At 48.7% G+C, this 17060-nt stretch carries 15 protein-coding genes; 14 read left to right on the top strand and 1 reads right to left on the bottom strand.

Annotation, left to right across the window (positions count from 1 at the left end):
- Positions 1 to 37 precede the first annotated feature (37 nt).
- The gene (gene ispH, locus N909_RS0121030) at positions 38 to 889 is read right to left on the bottom strand and encodes a 4-hydroxy-3-methylbut-2-enyl diphosphate reductase (RefSeq protein ID WP_029918084.1); all 852 of its coding nucleotides are present in this window, start codon (positions 887 to 889) and stop codon (positions 38 to 40) included.
- 411 nt (positions 890 to 1300) lie between these two features.
- Between ispH and N909_RS0121025 the strand changes: the two genes are divergently transcribed.
- The 14 genes from N909_RS0121025 to N909_RS0120965 all read left to right on the top strand — a co-directional run bounded on the left by N909_RS0121025 (position 1301) and on the right by N909_RS0120965 (position 17060).
- Positions 1301 to 1768, top strand: a complete 468-nt coding sequence (locus N909_RS0121025) for a nitrous oxide reductase accessory protein NosL (protein ID WP_029918083.1) — start codon at positions 1301 to 1303, stop codon at positions 1766 to 1768.
- Positions 1769 to 1772: 4 nt separating this feature from the next.
- A complete protein-coding gene (locus N909_RS0121020) occupies positions 1773 to 2072 on the top strand; it encodes a hypothetical protein (protein WP_029918082.1) in 300 nt (99 codons plus the stop codon).
- A gap of 21 nt (positions 2073 to 2093) precedes the next feature.
- Complete coding sequence (locus N909_RS0121015) at positions 2094 to 3248, top strand: ABC transporter permease (protein WP_029918081.1); 1155 nt, start codon at positions 2094 to 2096, stop codon at positions 3246 to 3248.
- A 5-nt stretch (positions 3249 to 3253) separates the two neighbouring features.
- A complete protein-coding gene (locus N909_RS0121010) occupies positions 3254 to 3940 on the top strand; it encodes an ABC transporter ATP-binding protein (RefSeq protein WP_155006028.1) in 687 nt (228 codons plus the stop codon).
- A gap of 1 nt (position 3941) precedes the next feature.
- Positions 3942 to 4958, top strand: a complete 1017-nt coding sequence (locus tag N909_RS0121005; RefSeq protein WP_029918079.1) for a hypothetical protein — start codon at positions 3942 to 3944, stop codon at positions 4956 to 4958.
- A gap of 175 nt (positions 4959 to 5133) precedes the next feature.
- Positions 5134 to 6177, top strand: coding sequence for a sensor histidine kinase (locus tag N909_RS0121000; RefSeq protein WP_029918078.1), 1044 nt, complete (start codon positions 5134 to 5136; stop codon positions 6175 to 6177).
- A complete protein-coding gene (locus N909_RS0120995; protein WP_029918077.1) occupies positions 6174 to 6833 on the top strand; it encodes a response regulator in 660 nt (219 codons plus the stop codon). Before N909_RS0121000 ends, N909_RS0120995 begins: the two co-directional genes overlap by 4 nt.
- Positions 6834 to 7315: 482 nt before the next feature.
- Positions 7316 to 7894: an SCO family protein gene (locus N909_RS0120990; protein WP_029918076.1), complete on the top strand. Its 579-nt coding sequence runs from the start codon at positions 7316 to 7318 to the stop codon at positions 7892 to 7894.
- A 7-nt stretch (positions 7895 to 7901) separates the two neighbouring features.
- A complete protein-coding gene (locus tag N909_RS0120985; protein WP_029918075.1) occupies positions 7902 to 9602 on the top strand; it encodes an ABC transporter substrate-binding protein in 1701 nt (566 codons plus the stop codon).
- The gene (locus tag N909_RS0120980) at positions 9587 to 10012 is read left to right on the top strand and encodes a hypothetical protein (RefSeq protein WP_051689999.1); all 426 of its coding nucleotides are present in this window, start codon (positions 9587 to 9589) and stop codon (positions 10010 to 10012) included. Before N909_RS0120985 ends, N909_RS0120980 begins: the two co-directional genes overlap by 16 nt.
- A gap of 142 nt (positions 10013 to 10154) precedes the next feature.
- Positions 10155 to 10442: a hypothetical protein gene (locus N909_RS0120975; RefSeq protein WP_029918073.1), complete on the top strand. Its 288-nt coding sequence runs from the start codon at positions 10155 to 10157 to the stop codon at positions 10440 to 10442.
- Between the two features lie 88 nt (positions 10443 to 10530).
- Entirely contained in the window at positions 10531 to 14883 is a 4353-nt protein-coding gene (locus tag N909_RS0120970) for a multicopper oxidase domain-containing protein (RefSeq protein WP_063336446.1), read from the top strand.
- Between the two features lie 224 nt (positions 14884 to 15107).
- Positions 15108 to 15308 carry an IS3 family transposase gene (locus N909_RS26600; RefSeq protein ID WP_425415856.1) on the top strand — a complete coding sequence of 67 codons (201 nt, stop codon included), beginning with the start codon at positions 15108 to 15110 and terminating at the stop codon, positions 15306 to 15308.
- Between the two features lie 147 nt (positions 15309 to 15455).
- Positions 15456 to 17060 carry a glycoside hydrolase family 55 protein gene (locus N909_RS0120965; RefSeq protein WP_245613654.1) on the top strand — a complete coding sequence of 535 codons (1605 nt, stop codon included), beginning with the start codon at positions 15456 to 15458 and terminating at the stop codon, positions 17058 to 17060.

Raw genomic sequence — 17060 nt, 5'->3', positions numbered from 1 at the left:
TTATGACAGGCAAAACAGACTCCATGGTGCTATGAATTTAAAGCGATTCCAGAACCGCCTGGATTTCATCGACAATCTTCCTTGGGGTGGAAGCCCCGGCGGTCAGCCCGATCTTGCGATACTGGCGCAGTTCGTCAAGCGGCAATTCGGCAGCTGTTTCAACATGAATGACCTTGGTGCCGTGGGCGGCGATCACTTCGGCCAGACGCTTAGTATTGCTACTGTTGTACCCCCCGGCAACAATAAAAAAGTCGACCTCTTCAGCCAGGCGAATGGCTTCTCCCTGACGTTTTTTAGTGGCATCACAAATCGTCGGCAGGACAATCAGGTCCAGATTTTCGTGATTGGTCAAGTGCTTGCTGATCTGGTCGAAAGTACTTTTATCCTGCGTTGTTTGTGCAGCAAGGCAATATTTCAGAGCAGGATCAAGCCGCTGGCGACGGCAGTGTTCAAAGCTATCGAACACAAAAGAGGTTCCAGCCGCATAACTTAACAGGCATTTGACTTCGGGGTGGGTTTCTTCACCGAACAACAATAAAGTCCGCCCTTCTGCGGTGCTTTTTTCAATCCTCAGGCAGGCTTCCCTGACTTTCGGGCAAGTCGCATCGACAACATGAATACCCCGCTCGGTCAGCCGCTGGCGGATCTGCTTGGTAATCCCATGAGCCCGAACCACAACGATCGAGCCGTCCGGAATATCCTCAGCCGATTCAACCGTAACGACCCCTTTTCCGGCATAATCTTCAACCACCTGAGGGTTATGAATGATTGAACCGAAAATGTAGATCTTTCCTGAGTCGGGATGTTTTTTTATAACTTCATCCAATTTGCGTAAGGCCAGGCTGACTCCCATGCAGAAGCCTGCGCTTTTCGCCCGCACAGATTCCATATTCAATATCCGGAATTAAATTTGCTCTTTCAAACTGTTAAACTCGACCCCCTGGCAACAAGCCAGAGTGGTATCCTCGTTTAACTCCAACAAACTATCTACAATCTCATTTTTTACCGACAAGAATCAAGATTTTGTGGAATTTTCCCCATAATTTGCAGACTGCTCTCACCCAGCAACTCTCCACCGGGGATTCTACACGTCTCTCCAAATACCGCTGCGCAGCTGGTTCTGGCTGCCTTTCCCCGCTATCATCGTCACCCAAGCGGATCAGCAGGTCTGGAAAAACCCGTAATTCTTGATAAAAGATTAAAACCTGATGTTGCAATGCTGCTACATTTACGGCTATCATTCAATCAGATATAAATACTCATATCTGTCACAAACCCTATCTAAAAAAGGTGTCTTGCGATGGCCATTGGCAAAATGACAGCAATCCTGTTGGTCCTGACCTTCCTTGCCCTGCCCGCGTTGGCGGATACTCCGCCATTGCCGGATAAAGAGCGCTGTCCGGTCTGCGGAATGTTCGTGGCACCATATCCGAACTGGATTGCCGTTGTCCAGTTCAAGGACGACACCAAGGCCTATTTTGACGGTCCGAAGGACATGTTCACCTACCTGGCTGATCTGAATAAATATAACCCCGGCGCCAAACTGGCAGACATTTCCGGGGTTTTTGTGACCGATTATTACAATGTCGTGCTGCTGCCTGCCAGCGAGGTTTATTTTGTCAGTGGCAGTGATGTGCTCGGCCCCATGGGTGAAGAGTACGTCACCCTGCGCAACAGCGCAGAGGTCAAATCGTTCATGCGTGATCATGGCGGTAAAAAAGTTCTCATCTACAAAGAACACCATCTTATCGAAACCGAAGTCGAGTAACTCGATGCTCAAGCACCGGGTCTTCATTGCTCTGACCGCCCTGGAAATGTTGGTCCTGAGCCTGCTGTTCTTTTTTGGACAGATCAGAGCCGACCATCTGCTGGCGACAGAGCTGCCCCAATTAAGAACAACGGCAGGTGCTTTACAACTGACCGATCTGGCCATCTGGACCGAGGCTCGCTACACCCGCCATCCGTCCCAGGCTGATCGGTTTACGCCGTTTCAGGATTTTCCTTCGGCCCTTGAGCATTTTCCGGCCGGATCCATTATCGCCCCAAGCAGCTTTGGCAGGAGCAATCAATAATTTTCCGGACAACGGTGGCCCATGCATCACTTCAAAATTCTAGAATATGCACTTTCGTCTCTGATTCGCAGAAAATTCAAGAACCTGGCCATTATTATCGTCTACACATTTACCGTTGCAACCCTGGCTTCCATCCTTTTTTTAACCCACTCCTTGAAAAAGGAGGCTGAATACCTTTTAGCCGATGCACCTGAACTGGTGGTCCAGCGGCTCTCCGGGGGGCGTCATGAGCTCATCCCCCTGGAGTACGGGGAAACAATCCGGCGGATTCCCGGAGTGGCCCAGGTTCAGCCGCGTCTTTGGGGTTACTATTATGACGGTCTGATCGATGCCAACTACACCCTCCAGGAAGTATTGCCGAGCCACTCCAAGTTGCCGATGCTGCAAGGCCGGCTGCCCCAAAATCCGGGCGAATGCTCCATCGGGGCCGGAGTGGCTGAGGTTCGCAGGATCGGACTTGAGGACGATCTGATCATGGTCGACAGTGCCAATGTCGGGCGGACTTTTACCGTAACCGGAGTGTTCAAGCCCGAATCAGCCTTATTAACCAACGATCTGGTCATCCTGGAAAAGCAGGACCTCATCGACTTCTTTGACTATCCGGCCGATCTGGCCACAGACATCGCGGTCTCGGTCAGAAATCCGGTCGAAATCAACACCATCGCGGAAAAGATCAAACGCCAGCTTCCCGACACCCGGCCGATCAGCCGTAGCGAGATTCTCCGTACCTATGCGGCCGTATTCAACTGGCGCAGCGGAATGATGTTGTCGGTATTTGTTGCCGCCCTGGTTGCCTTCTGCATTCTCGCCTGGGACAAAGCGACCGGGATCAGCGCCGAGGAAAAGAGGGAGATCGGCATACTCAAAGCGATCGGCTGGGAAACCTCCAATATTCTTGAGGTCAAATTCTGGGAAGGGATAGCGGTCTCCTTGACCGCCCTGCTGCTGGGGCTTCTGACCGCCTATATCCATGTTTTCTTTCTTAACGCCACCCTGTTGACCCCGGTCATCAAGGGCTGGTCGGTCCTGTTTCCGACCTTTCGGCTGGCCCCATTTATTGATCCTTACCAGATTCTGGTCATCGCCTTTCTGACCGTTCCACCCTATGTCGTCAGTACGGTTATCCCGTCCTGGAAGGCCGCAATTACCGACCCTGAAGCTGCGATGAGAGGATAATTGATTTGCCACCTTTGATCCGAATAGAACATGTCAAAAAAATCTACAATGCGCACAAGCCGGATGAATTTTGCGCCCTGGACGATATTTCCCTGCAGATCGAAGCTGGAGAGGTTGCCGTCTTCAAGGGTCCGAGCGGTTCGGGTAAAACCACCTTGCTGAGTCTGATCGGCTGTATGTCACGGCCGACCGAGGGACGGATCAGGATCGGCGAGAAGGATGTGGTCAAACTCTCCGAACGGTTTCTGGCCCGGACCCGTCAACAGACCTTCGGTTTCATTTTTCAGCAATTCAACCTGCTACGCGATGTTTCTGTCCTGGAAAACGTTCTGATGCCTCTCTATCCGCAACAGGTCCCCATCAGCGCCATGAAAAACCGTGGCCTTGAACTGTTAAAACAACTGGATATGGAAAATAAGCAACAGGCAAAAATCCGCCAGTTATCCGGCGGAGAGCAACAGCGGGTGGCCATTGCCCGGGCGCTGATCAATGACCCGGACATCATCATTGCGGATGAGCCCACCGCACATCTTGACAGTCAACTATCTGCCGACCTGATAGAGATACTGACCACTATCCACCAAAGCGGCAGAACGATCCTGATTGCAACCCACGATCCACAGTTGTTCAACCACTCCCTGATCAGCAGTGCGTTCTCCATGCACAGCGGCAGGCTGATGGAGGACTGTTGAGTTGATACTGCATCCCGGCATAATGGCATTACTCGGCGGAACCGGTCTGGTGCTGTTGATGATGCTTTACGCCAGTAGCCTGGCGATAAAAATCCTGCGTCGCTGGGATTTTTACAGCTGTTCGGAAGAACAGCTTCAGCTCGAGCGCAAAACTTTTTTGGTTTCGACCATTGTCAACTACGCGCTGGGTTTTCAGGTTCTGTCGCTGTTCCTGTTCATTTATACCCTGGAAGAAATCCACCCTCTTTTTGTCGGCGCCATGTGCGCAACCGGCAGCCTGAATGCGAACCCGATCGGCTGGTCTGCACTCTACGTCAAAATTCTGGTTTTTTTTGCAGCCGCCCTGTGGATTGCATTGAATTATCTTGACGGTAGAGCCGAAGATTCTCCTCTGATTAAATTGAAATACTCCTACTTGTTGCTGCTGACTCCGCTGATTGGCGGTGAGCTCTATTTGCAAATCAGCTACTTTTATCAGCTTGATCCAGAAATCATTACCTCCTGCTGCGGTTCCTTGTTCAGTGCTGACGGCAGCGGCGTTGCGGCCGACCTGGCCGGGCTGGCCCCTGGACGCATGATGCTTCTCTTTTATGGCCTGGCTGCTCTGCTGGCTGGTTTGGCCTGGCTTTGTTGGAAAAAAACGGCCCCATGGCTGCGATATAGTTTTTCCCTGGCCGGAGCAATCTTCTTTGTCGCTGCCTTGATTTCCGTCATCTCTTTCATTTCTCTTTATATTTACGAACTCCCTACCCACCACTGCCCCTTTGACCTGCTGCAGAAAAATTACGGCTTTATCGGCTATCCATTGTATGTCGGATTGTTTGTCGGGACCCTGTTCAGCATATTGCCCGGGCTGTTTCAACCGCTCAAAAAATATCCTTCGTTAATCTTTGAAATAGAACGGCTCGAAAAAAAATGGCTTCTCACAGCCCTCATATTCTTTGTTCTTTTTGTTCTGATTGCCAGCTGGCCCATTGTTTTCGGTCATTTCAGGCTGATGAACTTTGCCCGTTTTTAAACAAATTTTGGCGGGGTTGATACTGCTGAATGCGCTGTTTCCTTTTAACCCCTCTGCAAATTGCGAACAAACTGGAAAATTAACCCAATTTTTTACCATTTTAGTTATAATTAAAATTATCAATCAACAGTGGTTATTTGCACTTGGCAACTGAAAGACACTCAGGAGCTAGCCTATGAAAGTTTACCGGGAGGAACTTGGCGGAGACCAGGCCGATATTGGAGGCCATCTGGGCGGTTTGAAAATTCTCCCCGAGAAAGCAAAGATTTTCCCCACCTTGACCAGACCTCTGTTGTATATGGCGGTGTCGGTGTTTCTGGTGGAGATTATTATTGAACAGTTTATTTTAAGAGTTTCCATCTTCGGTTTTATGGAGCACGTCCTGGTCGATGCAACCGGCACCATACTGCTCCTCTCCCCGATCTTTTTTTTCTGCCTCTACAAACCGTTTCAGCAATTGGATGCCGAACAACAAAAAGCTAAAACGGAAATTCAGGCGCTTTCCAGACAACTGATCAATATTGGCGAACTTGAAAGAAAAGCTCTGGCCCGCGACCTCCACGATGATCTGGGGCAGATCCTGACCGCACTGCAGCTTGGCGTTGAAACCATGGCCATTACCTGCGATCTCAATCTGAAAAGCGAACGCAACCCCGAAGAAATCCGTTTGAACTGCCGGCAACAAGGGGAAAAGCTGACCTATCTGATTGAAGATCTGGGGCAGCGAATCCGCAAAATTTCATCAGGATTAAGGCCCCCCATGCTGGACGAACTCGGACTGGAAGTCACCCTGGAATGGCTTGTGAACGAATACAGCAAACAATCTGATAAAATCGACATCAATTTAACTTGCCAGGGACTCAGTGACGGTCTGTTTCCGGAAGTTGAACTGGGTATTTTCAGGATTTGCCAGGAGGGGCTGAATAATATCTTTAAGCATTCCGATGCCAGCCATGTCGAAATCCGCCTCAATAACCAAGATAATCAGGTTATGGTTCTCTCTATCAAGGACAACGGAATCGGGTTCAGCAGCAAAGAACTGCATTCGGCTCAGCTCGGCCGACGGGGGGCTGGACGTCAGGGGGTCGGCCTGTTGGGCATCAGAGAGCGGGTTGCCGCCCTGAACGGTTATCTGGAATTGAGAACCGGGAAAAAGCAAGGAACTGAAATTTATGTTAAAATCCCTACCAAGAGACCTGAAAGAAAGGAACATCCTTGATCAAAATTATTATTGCCGAAGATCATGCTCTGGTCAGAGAAGGCCTACGCAATCTGCTTAATCTGCAGAGTGATATCAAAGTCGTGGATGAGGCGGTAAACGGCCTAGACGCTTTAAAAAAATGTCGCGCCCAAAAGCCGGATATTTTGCTACTCGATGTCGGCATGCCCAAAATGCCCGGGACGGAAGCGGCCAAACTGATCAGGGACAATGTTCCCGAGACCAAAATCATTATCCTTTCCATGCACGAAAAAGAAGCTTACATCAAACAGGCTTTTGACGCCGGGGTGCGTGGTTATGTGCTTAAAACTTCACCATCCGCCAACCTCTTAACAGCCATTCGCCAGGTATCAGAGGGGGAATATTACCTGTGCCCCAAAATCCGCAGTGATGTGGTTGATTTTTTTGTGACCGGCAAACGCAAGGAAGAGCAACCGAACGGTGGTTACACGTCGCTGTCGGATCGGGAGCAGCAGGTATTTCTGCTTCTGGTCCAGGGCAATTCAACTGTGGAAATCAGTAATATTCTTTGCGTCAGCCCCAAGACTGTTGAAAAGCATCGCGTCAATATCGGTAAAAAACTGGGCACAACCCAACCGATCAAAATGTTGCAATATGCCATCAAGGAAGGCATAATCGATCCTGAAATGTGGTGAAGATCAAACCGCCATAGAAAGACTCTCAAATGACATACTAAAAGTAGGTTTTTCCTACCCCCTACCCTACCATTTCCCCCATATCCAATTTATTACAATTTTGCGATAATCTGTTTGTCGACTATAAAACTTTGTATCGACTTTATGATGAAAAGTAATTCAATAAGATAGAGAAAGCGCAACAAAGAATTATTAAAGTCGACTTTAGCCGTTTAATAAACGGTTTAATTTGACAGATTCAATCAGATGGGGATTGACTTGCAGGAGAGCGTTTTCTTTCTCTAAATCTTTTCATTCCCTCCCCTGGAAGACAACAAAAGGAATTCTCAATAGCGGGGGCAAATGAAAAGTTCCCTTGAGTCCTAGCTGCACGGGTTCCAGCATGCTTCATTGCTGAACCGAGGTTTGCAGAAAACTCAGCACACGACATTGATAACATCCACAGGCGGCAGCCATACCACAAACTCAGGAGGGATTGGTAAATGACAGGCTCTTTCAGGAAGGCCATGATGGCGGCAATGCTTCTGCTGCTGACACTTCCGCTTCCACAAGCCCAGGCAGCCGCGCCGCGCTATGAACGGTCGGTGCATAATTTCACCATCCCCGACATCGTTCTGGTGAATCAGGACCGGAAACGAGTTCGTCTAAAATCAATCATTGACACCGAAAAAATGGTGATTGTCGATTTTATCTACGGGACCTGCACGACCATCTGTCCGGTATTGTCGGCAGGCTACGCCAATCTGCAACGCAAACTTGGCAAGGACAGTGAAAAAGTCCACCTGATCTCCATCACAATCGATCCCGAAAACGATACGCCTGAAGTCATGAAAGAGTACCTCGAGCGCTACCGGAGCAAGCCGGGTTGGGATTTCCTGACCGGCAGCCGGCAGGATATTAACCGGGTCATGAATGCTTTCGATTCCTATTTTCGCGACAAAATGGATCATAAGCCGCTGACCTTTATCCATTCACCCGAGGACGGGACCTGGATCAGGCTCTACGGCCTGCTCAGCGGCAAAGACTTTATTAAAGAATGTGAAAAAGTGGGGGTTTTATAACGTGGCCATGTTCTTCAGCAAATCCAGAATCGCCTTGGTTTTCTTCTTTGCAGCCGCCCTGTGCCTGAGCGGTCTGTTGGTTTCATCTGTTTTGGCAGGAACCGACCTTCCGCCTGAAAAAATCCAGGAAATCGGGCAAAAAATGTATCGCGACGGCGTCCTGCCTTCTGGCGACCCCATCAAGGCTTTTGTCAGTGATGATGTTCCGGTTGACGGTACGGCCTTCACCTGCGTTAGCTGCCATCTCCATAGTGGCATGGGCTCCATTGAGGGAGAAGTCATCACTCCGCCGACCAATGGTCGCATTCTCTATGAACCTCGTGAACCTTTTATCAAAGGGTATGAGCACGTTCCTTCATTTTCCAACTACGCCAAATATCTGCCGGTCCGGCCGGCCTATACCGACCAGACCCTGGCCGAATTGATTCAGGGCGGTGTCGACCCGACCGGCCGTTCGGTCCTGCATGTCATGCCGCGTTACGATATTTACGGCGAGGACATGGACATCCTGATCGCTTATTTGAAAACTCTCTCTGACCAGCCTTCTCCTGGGGTCAGCAAGGAGCAGATCAAGTTTGCCACAGTCATCGTTGAGGGGACCGACCCGAAAGCAGTTAAATCGATGCTGGATCCGATCCAGTTTGGCATCGACCGGAAAAATGCCTTAGCGGTTGCCGCTGGCAACAACGACCGGGTTGCACGCATGGGTTACAACATGTTGGGCCCGGACCTGATGGCCAAAAAATTTACTTTGTCGCACTGGATCCTAAAGGGCGCCCCTGAGACTTGGCGTGCACAGCTGGAAGATTATTATCAAAACGAACCAGTGTTTGCGCTGCTTGGCGGAATATCGGAAGGCGATTGGGCGCCGGTGCATCAATTCTGTGAAGATATGCACCTTCCCAACCTGTTTCCGGTGGTTGATTATCCGGTGCTCTCCGATACCGACTGGTACACCCTCTACCTTTCACGTGGAGTACGGCAAGAGGGAGAAGCGGCCGCACGCTACCTGATGAGTATCCAAAGTTTGCTCAAAGATGGCGCGATTCTGCAAGTCTACCGTGATAATCCACGCGGGCAGGCTCTTGCAGACGGATTCCGTGAGATATGGAATACAGCTGGAAATACGGCGGCGATAGAAGCAACCCTGACGCCAGGGGAAAAACTGACGAAAACCCAACTTCAGCAATTGATTAACAAGCATAAGCCGGTGGCCGTCATCGTTTGGGACGACGAGAGCGCCCTCCCCGCGCTGACCGAGGTCGCTGCAGGGGAAAGTCACCCGAACTTCTTTGTTGCCTCTGCAACCTGGCTGGACCAATCCATCTACAGTGTTCCAGAACCATTACGTGGCTTTCTCTATATGACCTATCCCTACCGGTTGCCCCAAGAAGAAGCCCGCTTCAAAACTCTTTTGAACAAGGTTCTGCAAGGGAAATCCATCGCCCTGTACGATGAGAAAATTTTCAAGAAGGGCTATATCACGAATCAAATGATTGGTGACGCGCTCATGGAAATGCGCAGCGAGTATTATCGTGACTTCCTGCTCGATTCCATCGGCATGATGGAAGACACCTACTTGCCTCTTTATGAACGCCTGACCTTTGGTCCTGGCCAAAGATATGCTTCAAAAGGATGCTTTATCGTCCAGCTCAGTGATGGAGACAAACCCAAACTCGAACGACGTAGTGAATGGATCATCAAATAATCAAGCGGGGGACCTTGCTCATGTTCAGACTCTTTATGACAACGCTCATTCTTCTATTCTTCCTGGCGTTACCGGCCTGTGCTCAGACCGCACAAGATTCCGCCGGGACTAAACCTGCGGGCAAACCTGAAGCCGAAGTCGAATATGTCTACGTGTCCAAAGACTATCGCTATACCCCTGCTGACGCCACTGAAGATGCCGACGTTGGATTATTTCTTTGTGGAACGCGCTGCAATGCTCTTTCGGTCGATTATCTGAACATTACAACACCAGGCGGCTGGAGGATGCTACGGGTCGCAAAAGACCATGAAGTTCTCATCGATCTTACAAAAATGGGGATTAACGGAAACTGCATCTGCATTGCCGACCAATACGTCGTCAAAGTGAACAACATTTATATGTCCAAGTGACACCAGACAAAGAGACGAAAGGATATCAATTCCGGATCAAGCGAAATCATTTTTTGATGTTCAACATTGTGAACAGCAGCACATCAACTTCGACTACAAACTATCAACTAGGTTAGTTCATACGAAAATGGGGAGGTTATGTATGAAAAAGCAATTGTTTGCAGCCTTAATCCTAACCCTTTCAGTCATGCTTGCAGCGCCAGCCATGCTGTTAGCTGGCAATGGCAATGCGCCGGCGGACCAGGCCGCTCCACAAGCACAGGCCGAACCTGGAAAAGGCCAGGTCGGCACGGTTCCTCAAGCCCAGCTTGACTACATCAAAAAACGTGAAGAGGCCAAGAAACGCCGTGATGAACTGCTGAAACTGCGCCAGCAGAATATCAATTCAATGAATTCAGGAAATGCGCCGGTTGACAAGGCACCGCAATGAAGCTTGCTGCCACAAAATGCCTTTGCTCGGCAACCACATTTTTAAACAATGACTGGAAAGAAAATGGAAACCATTCACGGAGGTATGTATGAATAGGCGACATTCAAGGTTTTGGATCAGCGCAGTGTTATCTGCGTTGGCGATTTTCCTGGCCACCGGCCCCGCTTTGGCCTATCTGAGTCCCAGTAACCCTGCTGTGCTTTCCGCAGATCCGGATCAGATTAAATATATGGATCCAAGCTATCAGGGTGATTTTACCGCAACCCCGAACCAGAGTTACCTGATCGGACCGGGCAGTATTCCCGACTACCTGACCAACCCCAACTGGGCTTATAGCCCGCCGTTGCGGAAATTCGTCGACAAATTGGCCCCGCTGGGCTGTGACCAGACCAACAACCTGGGGCAATGTGTCCCGGTGGCAGTGCCGGACATCGTCACCTACCCCGGTTCTGATTATTACGAGATCGAAATCGTTCAATTCCACGAGCAGATGCACTCCGACCTGCCGGCCGGAACCGCAGCGACGACCATGCGCGGTTATCATCAGATTAATGCCGGAACCGACACCTCAACCTGTAGCGATCCGGTCCTGCAATTGCCTGGGGCCTGTACCGTAGCTAACAATACCGATACTTCAGTCGCCAACGCCGGACCGCATCATCTCGGCCCTGTCATTGTGACTAAAAAAGACCGCCCGGTTCGCATCAAGTTCGTCAACAACCTGCCGATCGGTGAAGCCGGTAAGCTGTTTGTTCCTGTCGATACCTCGATCATGGGAGCCGGTCCGTTTGAGATCGACTATGATCCGGTAACCAAAGAAATGATCCCGAAGACCACTGGTGATTTCACCCAGAACCGCGCCCTGCTCCACCTCCACGGTGGCCGGACCCCCTGGATCAGTGACGGGACTCCTCACCAATGGATTACCCCGGCCGGTGAGACGACTGATTACCCGACCGGCGTCAGCACCAATAACGTGCCGGACATGCCCGATCCGGGTCCCGGTGCTTCAACCTACTATTACACCAACCAGCAAAGTTCACGGTTGATGTTCTATCATGATCACTCATGGGGCATCACCCGCCTCGGCGTTTATGTCGGCGGCGCAGCCGGTTACATTATTCGCGACGATACCGAGCAAGCTCTGATCGACGCCGCGATACTCCCCGGTGTTCAATCCGATGGGACAACGACCTCGTTGGGTGGTGAAATTCCGTTGATCTTTGAAGATCGGACCTTTGTTGACCCCAATACCATTGCAGCCACCGACCCGACCTGGAAATGGGGAACAGCTCCGGTTAACGACGGCCAAACCATGACCCCGGTTTTAGGCGATCTGTGGTGGCCACATGTGTACATGCCTGCTCAGAACCCCTATGATTTCACAGGCATCGCCCCGATGGGGCGCTGGGCCTATGGTCCTTACTTCTGGCCGGCTACCAACAATCACTTCCAGCCGATCCCGAACCCCTACTACGCGGCAGATTGCGCCGACCCCAACGCTAACCCGTTCTACTGCGGCTGCGACCCAGCCGACGACACCACACCAGGCAGCTTGGGCGGTTTCTGTCAACCACCATACATGCCAAGTTCGCCGAACCCATCCTGGGGTGCTGAAGCATTCATGGACACACCGACCATCAATGGAACAGCCTACCCGGTACTTGAAGTTGAACCGAAGGCCTATCGCTTCCGTATTTTGAATGCCGCCCATGACCGCTTCTATAACCTGCAGATGTATAAAGCTGTTGCCGATCCAGGTCATGTGGAAGCTACACCACCCACCCCTGATTTGACCGGCTTTACCGCAACAACCAGCCCTTATGTTGGTGCCCAAACGCTGGCATCACTGACCGAAGTCCCCATGCTTCCGGCAACGGCCGTTGCGGTCAGCAGCACCGGCGCCACCAGGCCGGACACCTGGCCGGTCGATGGTCGCCCCGGTGGTGTGCCTGACTGGGGCATGGCCGGCCCGTCCTGGATCATGATCGGTTCTGAAGGCGGCTTCCTGCCGCAACCGGTTGAGATTCCCAGCCATCCGATCACCTGGAATGCGGACGTCACCACCTTCAACGCCGGTAACGTTAACGGCGGATCACTGATCGTCGGACCTGCCGAGCGTGTCGATGTCGTCGTTGACTTCTCGCAATACGCAGGACAAGAACTCATCGTTTACAACGACGCGCCCGCTCCGTGGCCGGCACTTGACCCGCACTACGACTACTACACTGGCGCACCTGACAATCGCGACATGGGTGGCACCAATACCACACCGATCGGTATCGGCCCCAACACTCGGACCGTTATGAAGATCAAAGTTGCAGCAACCGGTGCTGATCCGGCTTATGATGTAGCTGCCCTTAAAGCGGAATTCGCTCCATCGACATCAACCACTGAAGTCGGCGTCGGCGTGTTCCAGAGTTCACAGGACACCATTATTGCCGGACAGGGCAACATGAACCCCACCGGTGATCCAGCTCTTTACGAAGCTTTCCAGCATAACGGCGTTGCCTTCGACGCCTATGTCAATGCTTATGAGCCCCCGGCAGGCACCTTTAAAACCACCTGGCCGAACTGGGGTATTGCCCAGATCAACGATACTCAGATCAGCTTCTACAATCCTGAATCCGCCAGTATCGTCACTGCTCCACTGGAAAAGAAAGCTATTCAGGATGAGCAAGGGGAAACCTTTGATGAATTCGGCCGGATGAGAGCAGGCCTGGGTCTGACTGTTGCCAACCCGGCTGCCGGACAGGTCAACTTCGTGGTCCAGACTTTCAGTGACCCATCAACTGAAATTCTTGAGCAAGATGGCATCCAGGTCTGGAAGATCACCCACAACGGCGTCGATACACACCCGGTTCACTTCCACCTGTTCGACGTTCAGGTTCTTAACCGCGTCGGCTGGGACGGCTTCCTGCGCCTGCCCGACCCGACTGAAGTGGGCTGGAAAGACACCGTCCGCATCAGCCCGCTTGAAGACACCATCGTCGCACTCAGGCCGATCACCCCGCGGGTTCCGTTCGGTGTACCCGAAAGTGTCCGGCCACTCAACCCGGCAACAACCCTCGACGACCCGACGCACCTCTCCCTCGTCGACCCGATCACCGGCCAAGCTTGGCTTCAGCCGAACCTTAACCGCTTCATGAACTTCGACTGGGAATACGTCTGGCACTGCCATATCCTCAGCCACGAAGAAAACGACATGATGCGCCCGATGAGCTTCAAGTTCGTAGAAGGATTGCCACCGGCACCGACGAATTTGACGGCACAACTATTAACAAATGGAGATGTACAATTAACTTGGAACGATCCTACACCAGTTGATTTTGTGACCAAGGCTAATTTCGGCAACCCTGCTAATGAGGTTCGCTTTTTGATTGAAAGATTCTCGGCTGGAATTTGGGAACCCCTAGGAACAACGTTAGCAAATTCAACAACTTTTATTGATACAACAGCAATTTCTGGAACTATATACGCATATAGAGTGTATGGTGTGAATGCAACTGATATAGGTCAACCAATGGGTCAATTAGCTCCTGGTGCGATATCAAATACTTCTACTATTGGGCTAGGCAATATTATTTCTCCAAATGGCGGAGAAACACTTACTGCGTTTACAACGGTACCTGTTAGCTGGAACGCAATGCCAAATGCTACGCGTTATGTCCTTTACTACTCACAAACAGGCAGTGCTCCTTGGACCTGGATTGCCAATGTCGGTGCAGTCACTTCTTACAATTGGACCGTTCCAAACGTAAATACGGCAACTGCACGACTTAGAATTGTGGCCTATAATGGCACAACAGGATTAAGTGCTGATGTCTCAGATGGTGATTTTACTATTACCCAAGCACCAATTCCCGGTGCGATCACCAGTCCAAACGGTGGAGAAACATTTACTGCGTTCACAACGGTACCTGTTAGCTGGAACGCAATGCCAAATGCTACACGCTATCTCCTTTACTATTCACAAACAGGCAGTGCTCCCTGGACATGGGTTGCTAATGTGGGCACAGTTACTTCGTACAATTGGACCGTTCCAAACGTAAATACGACAACTGCACGGTTTAGAGTTGTGGCCTATAATGGCACAACAGGGCTAAACACAGATGTGTCAGATGGTGATTTTACTATTACCCAAGCACCAATTCCCGGTGCGATCACCAGTCCAAACGGTGGAGAAACATTAACAGCACTTACAACGGCACCTGTTAGCTGGAACGCAATGCCAAATGCTACACGTTATGTCCTTTACTACTCACAAACAGGCAGTGCTCCCTGGACATGGGTTGCTAATGTGGGCACAGTTACTTCGTACAATTGGACCGTTCCAAACGTAAATACGACAACTGCACGGTTTAGAGTTGTGGCCTATAATGGCACAACAGGGCTAAACACAGATATGTCAGATGGTGATTTTTCAATTACGGGTCCATAAAGTATTCAAGAAATAACAACGAAGGCTTGGTTTCCCCCCAAGCCTTCGTTATTTTAACCTGGCCACGTGGTAACTTCGTCAACAGCGAAAGGTTCGCTTGTACGCGTGGCTTAAGGATGTTTCTCGACGAAGCCCGCAAACCCTTTTCATATTGACAATATCAAAGCTGGATGCCAAGAACCGTATGAGTCGAGAGGATCACGCATAAAATTGATGAGAGTGCAGTGGTGAGATCCCACTGCACTACTCGCCCCTTTGCAGAGAGCTTTTTGAGCAGTTTAAAAACGGAATGGGTCTTCTTTTCTCATTACAGAACTAGAGAGAATGCTCGTAGGGATATCACTGACTACATTGAGATGTTCTACAACAGCGGGGGACTCAACTCCCATCTTGGATATCTCAGCCCAGAGAATTTGAAAAGATAATGGCAATGAAAAAGTGACTTAAGCGATTGTCCATTTTTTTTCTTATCCGCATCATGGAATGCAGGCTTTAGAGGGATCGACTATTTAACCGCTATGCCTAATTATTGTAAATTCATAAAAAAACCTTCAAACTATAGCATGTCTGTGATGCTAGTTCTCTTCATGCTCGGTCCCTCTTTAAGCTTTTCAACGAAATTAGAAGAAATATTTTTCCTAGAAGATTTAACCAATCTCCATAGGGTAGAAATAAAAGATTTCAATTCTCTTTTGAAAGAAATTACAAAAAAAAAAGAAAATTTTATAGTAGTTAAAAATGAAATTATCATACAAAAAAATACAATAATACCTGAAAACATAACCATAATTTTTGGTAAAAATGGAAGTTTTTATACAGAAAAAAACAAAAATTTATGTATAAATGGCTCAATAAATGCCCCACTCATAAACATATTTAAAGGAGAAGGATCTATTGAATTAGGGAATAAAATCATGACTGTATTTCCTGAATGGTGGGGACTCTTCGGAAATGCAGACAAGAGTATAAGAAGTGAGATATTGACAAAAAAGATGCTACAAGATATTAAATCTACTGGAAACAAACATCTCCACTTCTCTTCCGGAACCTACCTGATAAGAGACCTAATAATTGACTTTAGCAATCTAATAGTGTCTGGCAATGGAAAGGCAACAATTATAAAAAACAACTCCAAGAAGTATTCCTCAACACACCTTGGTGCATTTATAGCAATAATGGGTCCAACCTCTGGATTCACGGGCAACGATAAGTGGCTGCACACTACACAAATTAAAAATATCCAAATCAAAAACTTAGCTATTGAATATAATGGCCCCGATCCACACATGAATGGAGTGGCTATTTCCAATGCTAAAAACGTAATCATCGACAACGTTAGCGTTAACTTAAACGGAGGGAAAAGGGCTTTTTATGTGGGGAGTTGGCATCAAGGAGCAAAAACTCAGGATATTATCATAGAAAATAGTCGATCCATAAATAGCAGAACTGGAGTATTCATAACAGTTGGCGGAGTAAATCAAAAAACAAATAGTGATAGAATTCTATCTAATATTCTAGTTCAAGGTTGTAGTTTTATCATTCCAAATCTTAATAAAATTGGCAATAGAAACTTAGACCAGACCAATGGAATATATGTTCATGGAAACTCAATAGCCCCTAACTGTATAACCAAAAATATCACTATTAAAAAAAATAAAATCATTGGAGGAGACGATGGGATTATAACCTCTGGGCCAGACAAAGATGGAGCTATAATACAGGCTTCACTCAAAATAATAAGTAATCATTTTAAAAATTTTACGAATCATGGAATTCAATCGTTGTTAAAAGAAGTATCGATTGAAGGTAATTTTTTTGATTCCATTGATATCGTCAAAGCAGTTATTTCATCTGCCGGCATACAATTTTACGGAAAAGGCAGTTATGGAGTCTCACATTCAGTCATAAAAAACAATGTATTTATTAGAATTAAATCGCGAGACCACAGTCAGACTAAAGCAATACAGATAGTTCCAATTAAAGGATCTTTACATATAATTGAAGGAAATATCTTTAAATATGATGGTGAGCATAGACCAGATTATGACTTGTTTGTCTACTCCAAGAGAAAGATCGACGGTCTTATTATTCTTAGAAAAAATCATTTTACTAAGAATAAAAGGATTTACAATAATGATAAAAATTTTATTATAAAAGATATTGAAAATATACAATAA

Origin of the sequence: Pelobacter seleniigenes DSM 18267, assembly GCF_000711225.1 — a bacterium.
Taxonomy (GTDB): domain Bacteria; phylum Desulfobacterota; class Desulfuromonadia; order Desulfuromonadales; family Geopsychrobacteraceae; genus Seleniibacterium; species Seleniibacterium seleniigenes.
Note: the sequence above shows the minus strand (reverse complement) of the source record. Positions and strands in the feature narration are given on the sequence as shown.

Coding starts and splice junctions, on each gene's coding strand:
- N909_RS0121000 (WP_029918078.1), top strand. CDS start 5,134: ATGAAAGTTTACCGGGAGGAACTTGGCGGAGACCAGGCCGATATTGGA.
- N909_RS0120985 (WP_029918075.1), top strand. CDS start 7,902: ATGTTCTTCAGCAAATCCAGAATCGCCTTGGTTTTCTTCTTTGCAGCC.
- N909_RS0120975 (WP_029918073.1), top strand. CDS start 10,155: ATGAAAAAGCAATTGTTTGCAGCCTTAATCCTAACCCTTTCAGTCATG.
- N909_RS0120970 (WP_063336446.1), top strand. CDS start 10,531: ATGAATAGGCGACATTCAAGGTTTTGGATCAGCGCAGTGTTATCTGCG.
- N909_RS0121025 (WP_029918083.1), top strand. CDS start 1,301: ATGGCCATTGGCAAAATGACAGCAATCCTGTTGGTCCTGACCTTCCTT.
- ispH (WP_029918084.1), bottom strand. CDS start 889: ATGGAATCTGTGCGGGCGAAAAGCGCAGGCTTCTGCATGGGAGTCAGC.
- N909_RS0120980 (WP_051689999.1), top strand. CDS start 9,587: ATGGATCATCAAATAATCAAGCGGGGGACCTTGCTCATGTTCAGACTC.
- N909_RS0120965 (WP_245613654.1), top strand. CDS start 15,456: ATGCTAGTTCTCTTCATGCTCGGTCCCTCTTTAAGCTTTTCAACGAAA.
- N909_RS0121015 (WP_029918081.1), top strand. CDS start 2,094: ATGCATCACTTCAAAATTCTAGAATATGCACTTTCGTCTCTGATTCGC.
- N909_RS0121020 (WP_029918082.1), top strand. CDS start 1,773: ATGCTCAAGCACCGGGTCTTCATTGCTCTGACCGCCCTGGAAATGTTG.
- N909_RS0120990 (WP_029918076.1), top strand. CDS start 7,316: ATGACAGGCTCTTTCAGGAAGGCCATGATGGCGGCAATGCTTCTGCTG.